Source organism: Nitrospinota bacterium (assembly GCA_009873635.1).
Classification (GTDB): domain Bacteria; phylum Nitrospinota; class Nitrospinia; order Nitrospinales; family VA-1; genus LS-NOB.
On record WAHY01000004.1, the window covers coordinates 143,785 to 155,696 of the forward strand.

Genomic DNA, 11,912 nt, shown 5'->3' on the forward strand with positions numbered 1-11,912 from the left:
GTCTTCAGCCACACCGATTTCCATCACCTCTGCGTCTTCAATCAATTTGAAGACAGACATGACTTGTCCTTTTCTCAAATGCTTCAGAATAGCGCTGACCGTGATAAGCCTGGGATTGATGGTGATATCCATTCCAATAGAATCCAGGATAGGCAGGTATTCCGGGTCATGGGTGATGACTAAAGCGCGTTTGGCACCATACTTTTTTGCCAGAAGGGCTGAGAGAATATTATTCTCATCATCGTGAGAGAGAGCCAGAAAAAAATCGGCTTCTTTCATGTTGATTTCATTAAACAGGTCCATATCAGTGCCACTACCATGCAGCACTACAGTGCGTTCAAGCTTGTCAGCGGCTTTGTGAGCTTTATCTCTGGAAGGTTCAATGATGCAAACGTCGCGCAAATCCTCTTCGAGGGCTTTTGCCAATCGTGTTGATGTGGACGTGGCACCATAAATGATAATTTTTTCAACCTGATCGAGTGTTCGATTCAGCATGGGCAAAAGAAATGGCAGAAACTCTTTATCAACGAGGGTGTAAAACCTATCACCAGCTTGAAGTATATCTTGATCTTTTGGAATCACCAGTTCCCCATTGCGGACAATGGCGACAATCAGAAACAAATCCATTTGTGTGATAGCACGGATGTCTTGAATGGTTTTGCCGGCAATCGGGGCATTTTCTGGCACATCAAATTCCCTTAACAGTACTTCGCCATCAGCAAACTCGGCAACACTGACCACGCCGGGAGTCTCGAGAATTTTCAGGATGGTTTCAACAATGATTTGTCCGGGGTTTATAGCCTGGTCGACGAACAGTTCTTCAGAAGAGAACACCCTGTCACTGTTCGTAAACTCCATGTTGCGGAGCCTGGCGAATCGCTTGGGAACTTCAAACCGGGATGCGAGAAAGCAGCAGAGCAGGTTTATTTCGTCTTTTTCGGTGACAGCGATCACCATTTCAGAAGACTCAATGCCGGCCCTTATTAATACACTTGGCAAACAGGCATTGCCTTCCACAGTCATTACATCAAGCGTATCTGCTATACGGCGGGTTCTTTCTGGATCCTGATCCACGATAGCAACATCATGACCTTCCTGTGAAAGTTCCTGTGCGAGATTATAGCCAACTATACCGGCACCTACAATGAGTATTCTCATGCTATCGGTTAAGTAAAGATAACGTTTCCCACTCTAAATAATAAAGATATTGCATGCCTGTCTACTATTAGGCATCGAAAAATTTTATTTGGATTTATTCAGGAATCCCAGAAAATCTGAATCCTCAGACATAAGGAGTGTGGTGTCAGTTTTTAAAGAGTTCTTATAAGCTTCCATGGATCGCATGAAAGAATAAAACTTGGGGTCTTTTTTAAAAGCATCAGCATAAACTTTAGTTGCAATCGCATCGCCCTCACCCCTGACCATTTGCTCCTGTTTGTAGGCTTCGGCGACCAGAATAGTTTTTTCCTTGTCTGTTTCCGCCCGAATTTTAGTGGCTTCTTCTTTTCCTTCAGAGCGATACTCCATAGCTATACGTTCGCGTTCTGTTCTCATCCGGTTGAAAATGGAATTAGCAATTTCAGGTGGAAGATCGGTCCGTTTGATGCGAACCTCAACAACTTCAATGCCATACTCTGCAGCTTTGATATTAGCTTCTTTAGTCACCTTGGCCATAATTGTATCTCTGGTTTCTGTGACAATATCGATCAAGGCGTGTCTACCTATTTCAACCCTTAATTCAGAATAAACAATGTCGTCTAAACGGGATCTCGCACCCTGTTCTCCTCGGACAGTTTCCAAGAACTTCAATGGGTCAACAATACGAAACATTGTGAAGTTATCAATCAACATATTTTTCTTGTCACGAGTGATAACTTCTGCCGGATTTGAGTCATTATCCAGCAACTGTCTGGAAAAGTAGCGGACTTGCTGAAAGAAAGGGATCTTGAAGTAAAGCCCAGGTTCGGTAATGATCTCTTTAGGTTTTTGTAATTCTAAAACCACTGCGTTTTGCGTCATATGCACCGTGAACATGGACGAAGATAAAATAACAATCGCAAGGATGACGGTTATTATTAGAGAATTTTGTTTCATGGTTATTTATTACCTCCCATCAACTTATTACCCAGAGGGAGAATAGGTAAAACGCCACCACCTTTTTTGTCTTCCATAATGAATTTTTCTATTGTTGGGAGAATTTCTTCCATGGTTTCTAGGTAAAGTCTCTTGCGTGTAATGTCGGGGGCTTTTTTATATTCCTCGTATTGTTGAAGAAAACGCTTGGCATCACCTTCAGCTGTTTTTACAACTCTTGCCCTATAACCTTCTGACTCGCGAACTATTTTTGCAGCTTGTCCACGTGCTTCTGGAATGACAGCGTTTCGATAACCCTGCGCTTCGTTAATCATTCGCTCTTTATCTTCACGGGCACTGACAACGTCTTTAAACGCAGCTTCAACCTGCTCAGGAGGGTGTACATCCTGAAGTTGAATGGTTACCACCTGAAGACCGGATTCGTATCTGTCCAGGAGCTCTTGAATTCGATCCTTTGCGAGGACTTGAATTTCGGCTTTACCGGTGGTCAACGCCTCGTCAATTTTCTTGCTGCCTATTATTCCCCTGATGACTGTTTCCGCGGAATCACGAATCAGCTTATGGGGTCGGCGAACATTAAAAAGGTATTGAACTGAATCCATGATCCGGTATTGGACCACGAGGTTTATATCAATAATATTTTGGTCGCCGGTTAGCATGAGAGACTCTGCAGGAACCCGTTGCATGGGCCTTCCATCCGAAGCTCTGAATCCAATTTCCGCTCTACGCACCTGGCGAATCTTTGGTGTTGATGCATGTTCTATAGGAGAAGGAAATTTAAAGTGTAAACCAGGTGAAGTTGTACGGTGGAATTTTCCAAACCTTGTAACCACTCCTTCTTCATCTGGTTCAACAAAATAGAAGGTTCCAGGTACAATCCATACGGCCAGAAGGAGGAGTATTATACCCAGTAACATGGATGGCTTAAATTGAGGAACCTTAATCTGTGGAATATCAAAAGGTGGTTTTTGAGAGCCACCGCCACCTTGACCTCGGTTACCTTTAAATCTGTCTTCAGGTCCTTTTGGCTCGTGTAAATCGTCCCAGGGCATATTTTTAGATAAAAAGTAAATTAGTAATATTTTAATTAGATTACGCTATCAAACTGGTAAGGTGTTGTCAATCGCAAGGCTAGAGTCAAAAAATGTAATTGTAATAATGATTTAATCTTATGGGTTACGAATGCAAAGAATGTTTATTAGGTTCATGCGTAAAGTTGTACTGGTGATAGAGCATAGAGTTTGAGTTTGTAAGAAAAGTAACAAACTAGTTGAATCGATCAGGTAAAGTTGTAGGCAAAACATCCGCTTGAACAACGTACCATGTAATGTGGGCAACTTTTGCAAGGCTCATTTGGCTCTGCTTTAAATGCATTATCGAGAAATTCGGTATGCATTTTGGTAATGGAAAGTTCATTAATCTGCTGAAATTCTTGGATATTTCCAAGTTTCTTATCATGGAATGGAAAACAATTGAAGCAATCCCCTTTTGGATCTATGTCCATAGGGCTATCATCAGCACAGCCAAAATAAAAATCCCTGTCTTTCCATTCAGTGATATTTGGGACTGACTGATTGCCATGAAAATAAAATTGTTCAACCAATGGATATTCGTCTTCTTCAATTTCGTCTAAAAGACAAGGAGGAAATGAGCAATCAAAACGAAAACACATTTGTGGAAACTCTTTAATTATATCCAGCATCATTCTTCCCATTTTCGGATAATCTTTTATAGGTAATGAGTGATTGCTCTCTTCACCGACTATTGGGAATGCAGGGCTGACGCGTACTTTATATTTTTGTCCTGCTGGTAATCCCAAGTTTTGATAGATTTCATCAATTTCCAAACACTGTTTATATAAATCCTGTTCTATGGAATATAGGTTGAGGCTGAACATAAGCCCGTATCCATTTTTACTGAGAATGGTTTCTGCTACTTCTAGGCACCGAGCATGATTTTTTTCAGATATGTTTTCCATAGTCTGCCAGTTAAGAAGCACTGAGAATTGAATTTGGCGCTCTATACTTCCTCCTCGACCGACAGTATGCAAAAGCAGGTCTAAAACTTTATCTGGCATCAGACCATTGGTAAAAACCCCAAGAAAAGTAAAGGGTTGCATTTCTTCCAGAGTTTTAGAAAGAATATCGTTGAAGTGGGGGTGTAGGGTTGGTTCTCCCCCCATAAAATTTATGAGTGAGGCATTTTTAATTCGAGGTAAAAGTTTGTTTAGGAAAAAACTATAATCCATCGATTTATCAGGAGTCTTGACATTTTCCTCCATGTATTCATCGGCAAAACAATAATTACATTTTAAATTGCAATAGCTATTTAAAATAATATTCATGGGCCGCTCCTTTCCTTATTTTGTCGGTAGGAGTATCTCAACCCTGCAAGTTTAAACCGATTTTAAACTTGTCTATTGCTGATGTTATCTCGCAATGAGTCTAGCCTAAACGCTTAGAGAAGCTGCGTAATAATTTAAAAAACGAGGAGGATAAATACATTATATAGGAATTATCTTATATATTGTAAGATAATTCTTATATTTTTAGTGATTTGTCTGAGATTTGCAAAAAAAAGAAAGCCTGAAAATATCTTGAAATCAACTTCTTAAAGGGTCAGAATAAGGTTTTCCACACCTAATTTAAAAGAGAGAAATATGTTAGCTTTTGCCAAAGATATAACCCAGAACAAGCCTAAAAACTCTAAAGAGTCTGAAAACGATGAGTTCAAGCAATATATGGAATACCAAAGGAAACTAAATCACGAGCGATTAGTACACCATTCCTTGGATTACGCCAAAAATCACTTGCAGCTCAATATTCAAAAAGCAGATGGAAATGAAGAAGAGCTAAACAAATATCTTCGAAATGCATTTCCAATATCACATCGATTTGGAGATGCAGAAAAAATCATGCTCTTGCTCAGGAAACTTTCTAATGGTCAAAACTCCAGTACCAATTGGTATCGAATGAATGCCTACTACCATGCCCTAGTGCACGACAGTATGAAACGCTTTGTGAAAATTTATAATCAATTGGTTCTAGATGAACCTGAAAAAGCAAGAGAATATGGTGCTTCTGAAGGTGTCCAGATTGATTTCGATGACTGGGTTTATTTGTTTTTTCCAGATTTGGACTTTCATATTGGAAATGAACTGGGTTATGCGCACTATCCTTTTGCCAAGAGAAATAAAGCCATTGAAGAGGAAATTGAAAAAAGTCTGCAGACTGGCAAAACTAGGGAAGAAGCTTTGAAGTCTATTAAAGATGATTTTGAGATGGAAGATACCGCCATTAAAGTTTTGCTAGGTAAACCAATCAGTAATGAAGACATGGAACTTTTTTTTACTTCTGTAGAAAATCCAATATATGAAGCTCTGACTGAAGTTGAAGATGGTAGATGGGGAGCAATGGATGGAGAATCCCTTTTAGACCATTCTTATTATATGGGATCTCATTTGAAAGTATGGGAGTGGAGGAAGAAAGAAGAAGTAGAGGAAGAGGCTGAGTCGGTAATGAAAGAACTGCTTAAGGGTTCATCAAAGTAAAAGGTCATTATCTCAAAGGAATTTAGAGGAATTTAGAGTTTGGAATTCTTTAGGATATATGATTTGTCAAGACCTTGCCGTAAGGTGGGCTTTTTTCTAGTTACATATTTTTTATAAACGGGGGAATGATGCAAAACTCTAAGCTGATGGTATTAGGACTAGGATTTGTTTTGATTGTTGGATTATATCCAACAAAAGGGTTTTGTCAGACATTCAATAAGAAAGATGGGATTCAAAAAAATCTTCAAAAAAGCCGAGATGCTCAGCAGGAACGAAAGGGAGAGAGGTTAGAGAATTTAAAAGAAAGAAGGGGCGAGTTTTTAGAAAAACGTAAGGAGCGAAGGGAACAAAGAAAAGAAGGGTTGCAAGAAAGATCTGGTGGTCAAGGTCTTAAGCCAGGAATTGGGCGACCGGGAAGCGGTCAAGGTCGCAAGCCAGGAATTGGGCGACCGGGAGGTGGTCAGGGCCGTGGGCGACAAGGCATAGGACAGCAACGCGGTGGTCAAAGAGGCGGGCAGGGCAGGGTTAATCGTGGAGGTGGCCAGCGCAGAAGGAGATAAAAGAAAAACGGTATGCTAATGCAATGTTAATTTACCTTCTTCAAACTGAAGTTCTCTTGCAGAGAGATAGTTTGATATTTTTTCCAGGCTCTTAAGGGATTGCAAGTTTTTGTTGATGGTGTTGAACCGTTTTAGCCTGGCTATGGGAACCCGTTTAAGTTCGGGGGCTTTGATAATACCAAGCAGATCACTTTTAAGCCATGCTTCGAAATTCAGGTTGCCGTTTTTCAGGACGATCTTCACCCTATGCGGGGTTGCCAATTTGAGCTTTGCACGGGTATCCATAATTGCAGGTTTACTTTCTTCCGGGTCAAGAAACAGAAGTAGCCGGTCAAGAGTTTGCGCTCCAATTCGAGTGATGGCGATACTGACACTCAGTTGATCAAGAGTTACTGGTTGGCCTTCCAACCCGGCTTGGATTTTTAATTCTACTTGCAGGTTGCCGTCTATTTTGGAGTCGATGTCATTCTCTGTTGATATGGGAAGAAGTTTTGAAGAGTCGATGCCGGCGAATTCTGTTGAAAATTTTATAACCGGACCCTGCCTGTTCTGGACCAGAAAAAGGTTGCCTCCCACAGTCCCTCCCAGCACATCAAAAATAAACTTTTCAGTCATAAACTGGTTATCCTTGAACACTACGTCCAACCCTATATTGTTAATGGATTGTCCATTAACTTCCAGTGAGTCAGCACGGAGGATATTTTTATAGCGTGAGAAATTTCTTAAGGGAGTGAAGAACTTTTTTTGCGAAGGGGAAAACCCAACGGGTTTGTCTTTAAGTTGTTCCATATCCAGGATCATTGTTTTTGTATAGGGGAATGTGCCGTTCAGGTTTTTCAACACAACCCCTGAAGGAAGGTGAAGGCTGAAATTATCAAATCCCATACTTCCTTTCAGGTTTAAAGATTTCCCGGCTTTTTGTAGGAATTCTGTTTTTGATATCAGTGTTCCTTTAACTTTCGTGCCACCATACAACGGGGTTGAAGTGGTTGCCTGGGTGCTGTTGAGAATGTTTGTAGAACCAAGCTTGATATCCAGTTTCCTTAAGAGTTCTTCAGGTTGAACAGGATTTCGCCCATTGATGAAAGATTTTAATCCATCGATATGGCCTTCCACAGAATGTTCCACCCCTTTACCCATTAATTTCAATTGATGTTGTTTTATTTTTAAATGATCCATATTGGTGAGAGCATAATTGAAGCCAAATTCTGGTTTAAGTGGAGCACCTGTCAGTCCCTCCAGCCTTCCAGAAAATTTTCCTGAAAACTCCCCATTGCCATTTTCAGAGATCAGCTTGGTTTTAAGGTTAAGGGATCCGGCACTGATTTTCTGGTCACCGAGAACCAGTCCCTCTACCAAACCATTTTTGAGGATAACCTCTGCCTTGGTTTTTAAAGAAGTGAGCGTTTGCAGGGCGGGTGCTTCTTTGTTTTCAGGCAGACTCCCCTTGGCTTGCAGGTTCGCGACCAGAGTTCCTCCGGTTTGCAGGTTTTCGTGCCCTGACTTCAAGTTTTCAGGAAGTGTATTCCATACAGAATCCAGTTTCAGTGATTCAATTTTCCCATCGATTTCGAAATCTTTTCCCCATTCTTTAAGAGTTGCTTTTAACCGGGAATTGAACATGCCTGGGATTTTCAATGAAAGGTTGTCAAGGTTCACGTTTCCCAGTTTAAGATTTTGCCTGCTTGAAGTTTCAAGGCTCACCGACTTTAATTCAACATCCATATCGTTTTGATGAAAAGAGGGTTTGTTGATTTGGGTTTTTTGTGACAGACGAACCCGGGTCAGGGACTTATCATGCACATCCAGATTAAATCTTGAAAACACGTCATTGCTTTTTAACATCTCCTTGACCAACAGGTGATCGAAAGACAGGTTGCCCTTTATCCGGGTATTGCGAACATCATCGGATAATACATCGGCTTTAAGATTGGTTTCGGTTTTCAGGTTGGCAAGGGATAGGATGGGGCCGCTCAGGTTTGCCATCTCGATGCGAGTGTCCATCTTGATAGGAATAGTACCGAACTGGGGATTTAATTGATGGAAGCCTTGAGTTTTTAAATTTGTCTTGATATTTATTTTGCCGACTTCCCAGTTTTCCAAAGCTTCTGCGCTATTAAGCTCTGTGTGGAATTCCAAATTCGATATTTTTACTCCCTTATTGGCATCAAACTCCAGGGGGAAACTGGTGCCGGTGTTGAGGTTGTTGATTTTAATCGAAGGTTGTTTTACGTGGGCCGTCAGTCCTGCTAATTCCAGGTTTGCCTTTCCTTGCAATTGTGTTGGCATGAAGCTGTCGTCTAATTTACAGCTTATTGTAGTTTCTGCCCGGGCAGTTCCTTGCAAATTTTCTGGAATGCTTGAGGAATATTTTTGAGGAAGAAGGTTTGCCGCTTCGGGGAGATTCAAGCTGAAGTTTTGCTCAAGTTGTACAGAGTCTTTCCCGAAATTTTTTATGGTTCCCGCTATTGCCCCGTTGGCAAGGTTTCCCAGTTTATAGGAAATTTTAAGGTTGTTAAGGTTGTGATTTATGAGATGCCCGGAACCGTTCACCTGGGCCGGGAGGTAGATGTCTTTAGCTTCCGGGTGGTCATAATGCAGGGAATTTATGTTGGTGCCGAATTCCCAAAGCACATCTTCAATTCCTTTGGCGGTAAAGTTTAGAGACTGTCTCCAGTTTTTGATTTCTGCCTTATCCGCAATTCCCTTCTCCAATTGCAAATTGATGTTGAGAGACGTATTTGCCAACTGAGAGTTTTCAAGGACTACTTCTTTTAACTCAATGTTAGTGTCCAGATCTACCAGCTGAAGTTTTTGATCAGGGTAGTTTGCCCATAAATTTTCTGTTGAGAGGGTTCCTCCCTCTATCTTTAGTTTTTCCAATTTAAAACCGGGAAGGTTGCCGCTGATTTTTAATGCCTCTGCATTCAGGATCCCTTTGCCTGATAACGGCGGGAGCCATGGTTTCCCCATATTGAGGAGCTCATTCAGTTGAAAAGTTGCTTTTTCAATCTCCAGCTTGAAAGATGGGTCTTTAGAAAAGTTAGCCGCACTTGCTCTCATTTTTATTCGGTTGTCTTCCCCCAGTGAAACCCATAACTTTTTCAAGTTCAGAGATTCAGGTTGTTGGGAAATTTCCGCATCCATTTCTGTTGTTATATTCGGCAAAGATCTCTTCTTCATCTGGGTTTGCTTCAAGCCAAGCTTGCCGGTTACTGACAACCGGTGCAAATCCCTTGCAGAAAATTCCAGGTCGGTGAACAGGTTTGTTTTAAAGCTTCCTTCACGGGTAGATTGGAAACCAATATTGGGGGAGTTCCCGGGCTTCATGATAACTTTTAGTTTCAGGTCAATGGATTTGAGACTGGCTTTGCCTTTGGCTTCCAGGCTGAGTCCTTCAATATGTCCGCTGAGTTTTCCATCTTGATCAAGATTCGCAGAAGCCTCACGGATTCTCACCTCATTAATGTCAATTTCCGTCACGGGTAAGGTGGGCATGGGTTCCCCTTTGTCAGGCGGGGGCGTTGGGGATGGCGATTTCTCTATTTCCAATAGAGGTTGAAAATTCCACGTTCCATTTTTCGAAATCGCGGTCAGTTGAGGGTGATCGACCAGAATCTGGTTTATGACCAGCTTTCCTTGTAGAAGTTTGGTCAGGTCATAATCAAGAACGATTTTTCTTACCCTGGCTATCGGGTTGGATGAAAAACCTAATATTACGTTGTCAAGTTGCGCTCCACTTAACAGGCTGAAGCCAAGTTTCTGAATTTTGAAAGGAAGTTTAAGTATTTTAGTGACCTGACCTTCGGCAATTTTTCGAGCTTCTTCTGCCGGGAAGTAATATTCCAATACAATTCCCGCGGCGGCTATGAGTATAAAGACGAAAAAAACTATATACATCATTCCGCGAAACAGAATTTTCCCAACCGACCTCTTTTTTTTCTCAGCCGGTGGATTCTCCTCGGAACTTCCTTCTAAAGAAGCATCGTTCTCTTTTTCAGATTCTTCCTTCATTAAACCTCAGCTTTTCTGGTTCAGATATTGATTCAGAAATGCGGCTACTGCCTGAGTGTTATCTCGAATAAACTCCAGATCCAGTGTTTCCAGTGTGTCATTGGGTGTATGGTAATTGGGGTTCCTGAAGAAAGCCGTATCGGTGACCATTACTGCGGGGATGCCCGCGTCCCAAAATGGGGAATGATCGCTCAATCTCACTTCTGAGAAATTTTCTCCCTGCCCGGGAACCACGAGGGTTTCCACATTTAATGTGGGGACGGAACGTGTCATTTCTTTCGCTATAGCTGTTGTAAGCTCCGTTGAAGGCTCGTTTCCCACTACAGCGATGAAGTCCCCGGTATCAGGATAATTACTTATGTCTACATAAGGAGGGTAAGACTGGGAGTTTGGTTTTGAGTTTTTGAAACCCACCATTTCCAGGGAGATCATACCGGAAATTCTTTTTACCCTTTCAGAATCATGGTTGATAAAGTGTCTGGCTCCTATGAAACCATATTCTTCCAGAGTGAAGGCTGAATATATCAGTGATTTTTTGTGCGAGGTTTGGTTAAGGATTCGAGCAATTTCTATCAGTGCCGAAACAGCACTGGCATTGTCATCGGCTCCCGGAGATTCAGGTACAGAATCATAATGAGCCGCCACAACGAAAAGGTCCTTGCTGTCACCCGGTTGCAAGGCAAGAATATTGTCGGATCGCGTGCCTTCATGGTCGACGGTTTCCCTGGTGACTTCCAGTCCCATTTCTTCAAATTGATTGACCAGATAAAGAGCTGTTTTTTTCAGGTGGTCGGGCTGGGTAAAGGGGTTTCTCTCTCCTGTTATCATTTCAAGGTGCTTGCGAATTTTCCCCAACTCCGGTTTAGTCATAGCGGTGGCATTTATCTGGTAAGGGAGTAGAAAATTATTGTCCAGACACAGAAAATCTTTGCCTTGGGTGGATTATAACAGTAATTTTGTGTCCGTGGCTTCTTTACGGAAGCATCATTGGATATGGTTTTTTCATTGCCGGGGGCGAACCTTAGCTTTATCTCTTTACAATTATTATTGAAAGTCATAACATTAGCTCATGCTTAAGGTGGAATGTTATACAGGATCGCAATTACAGGAAAACCCGGTAGCCTTCAGCTTGAAAGGCAGTCGCTACAAGGTGGAGGAAATCATCGACCGCTGGTATGGGGAGGGTTCGTCTTATTTTAAAGTTAAAGCGGATGATGAAAATATTTACCTTCTTAAATACGACAAACGGTCAGGCTGCTGGGAGTGGGTTTTTTACCAAAACCCTAAAAAAATGAATGCCCTGCCTTATTCACTCTCTGGAATGAATCCGTTTCGTAAATCAAGATGGGAAGAAATAGAACCGGATAACGGTTTCCTGTCCTGAGCGAAGCGATACCACTTGCGAAAAAAAACATCCATGTCCGTGGAAAAATTATGAGTCGCTTATCTCCGGAAGTCATCCAGTCCTACGCCGGACAACGCCGAAAAATGGTTGAAGAGCAATTGGTTGAGCGTGGAGTCAAAGATTTGCGCCTGCTGGAAGCCATGAGCCGGGTTCCTCGCCATTTGTTTGCCCAGGATTCCCTGCAACATCGGGCTTATGGTGACACGCCTCTTCCTATAGGTGAAAACCAGACGCTTTCGCAGCCTTATATTGTGGGTGCTATGACTGAAGCTCTTGAATTGAAAGGTGA

At 41.9% G+C, this 11,912-nt stretch carries 9 protein-coding genes and 1 pseudogene (1 of these 10 running past the window's edge); 4 read left to right on the forward strand and 6 right to left on the reverse strand.

Features of this window, described 5'->3' with window-relative positions; translation table 11 throughout:
* The 4 genes and pseudogenes from trkA to F3741_04360 form a co-directional block, all read right to left on the reverse strand.
* A pseudogene (gene trkA, locus F3741_04345) lies at nucleotides 1-1,158 on the reverse strand (Trk system potassium transporter TrkA); it reaches 306 nt to the left of the window's first position.
* A gap of 84 nt (nucleotides 1,159-1,242) precedes the next feature.
* The gene (gene hflC / locus F3741_04350; protein ID MZG30031.1) at nucleotides 1,243-2,094 is read right to left on the reverse strand and encodes a protease modulator HflC; all 852 of its coding nucleotides are present in this window, start codon (nucleotides 2,092-2,094) and stop codon (nucleotides 1,243-1,245) included.
* Between the two features lie 2 nt (nucleotides 2,095-2,096).
* Nucleotides 2,097-3,146: an FtsH protease activity modulator HflK gene (gene hflK / locus F3741_04355; protein MZG30032.1), complete on the reverse strand. Its 1,050-nt coding sequence runs from the start codon at nucleotides 3,144-3,146 to the stop codon at nucleotides 2,097-2,099.
* A gap of 227 nt (nucleotides 3,147-3,373) precedes the next feature.
* On the reverse strand, nucleotides 3,374-4,438 hold the full coding sequence (locus F3741_04360) for a radical SAM protein (GenBank protein MZG30033.1): 1,065 nt from the start codon (nucleotides 4,436-4,438) through the stop codon (nucleotides 3,374-3,376).
* A 315-nt stretch (nucleotides 4,439-4,753) separates the two neighbouring features.
* On the opposite strand from F3741_04360, the gene F3741_04365 reads away from it, so the two are divergent.
* Nucleotides 4,754-5,644 carry a hypothetical protein gene (locus F3741_04365; GenBank protein ID MZG30034.1) on the forward strand — a complete coding sequence of 297 codons (891 nt, stop codon included), beginning with the start codon at nucleotides 4,754-4,756 and terminating at the stop codon, nucleotides 5,642-5,644.
* A gap of 125 nt (nucleotides 5,645-5,769) precedes the next feature.
* Nucleotides 5,770-6,204, forward strand: a complete 435-nt coding sequence (locus F3741_04370; GenBank protein ID MZG30035.1) for a hypothetical protein — start codon at nucleotides 5,770-5,772, stop codon at nucleotides 6,202-6,204.
* A 15-nt stretch (nucleotides 6,205-6,219) separates the two neighbouring features.
* Here the strand turns inward: F3741_04370 and F3741_04375 are convergent, their stop codons facing one another.
* Both F3741_04375 and F3741_04380 read right to left on the reverse strand, forming a co-directional pair.
* On the reverse strand, nucleotides 6,220-10,218 hold the full coding sequence (locus F3741_04375) for a hypothetical protein (protein ID MZG30036.1): 3,999 nt from the start codon (nucleotides 10,216-10,218) through the stop codon (nucleotides 6,220-6,222).
* 6 nt (nucleotides 10,219-10,224) lie between these two features.
* Nucleotides 10,225-11,088, reverse strand: coding sequence for a M20/M25/M40 family metallo-hydrolase (locus F3741_04380; protein ID MZG30037.1), 864 nt, complete (start codon nucleotides 11,086-11,088; stop codon nucleotides 10,225-10,227).
* 199 nt (nucleotides 11,089-11,287) lie between these two features.
* On the opposite strand from F3741_04380, the gene F3741_04385 reads away from it, so the two are divergent.
* Nucleotides 11,288-11,602 carry a hypothetical protein gene (locus F3741_04385; protein ID MZG30038.1) on the forward strand — a complete coding sequence of 105 codons (315 nt, stop codon included), beginning with the start codon at nucleotides 11,288-11,290 and terminating at the stop codon, nucleotides 11,600-11,602.
* A gap of 104 nt (nucleotides 11,603-11,706) precedes the next feature.
* On the forward strand, nucleotides 11,707-11,912 hold a 206-nt coding region (locus tag F3741_04390; GenBank protein MZG30039.1), incomplete at its 3' end, for a protein-L-isoaspartate O-methyltransferase.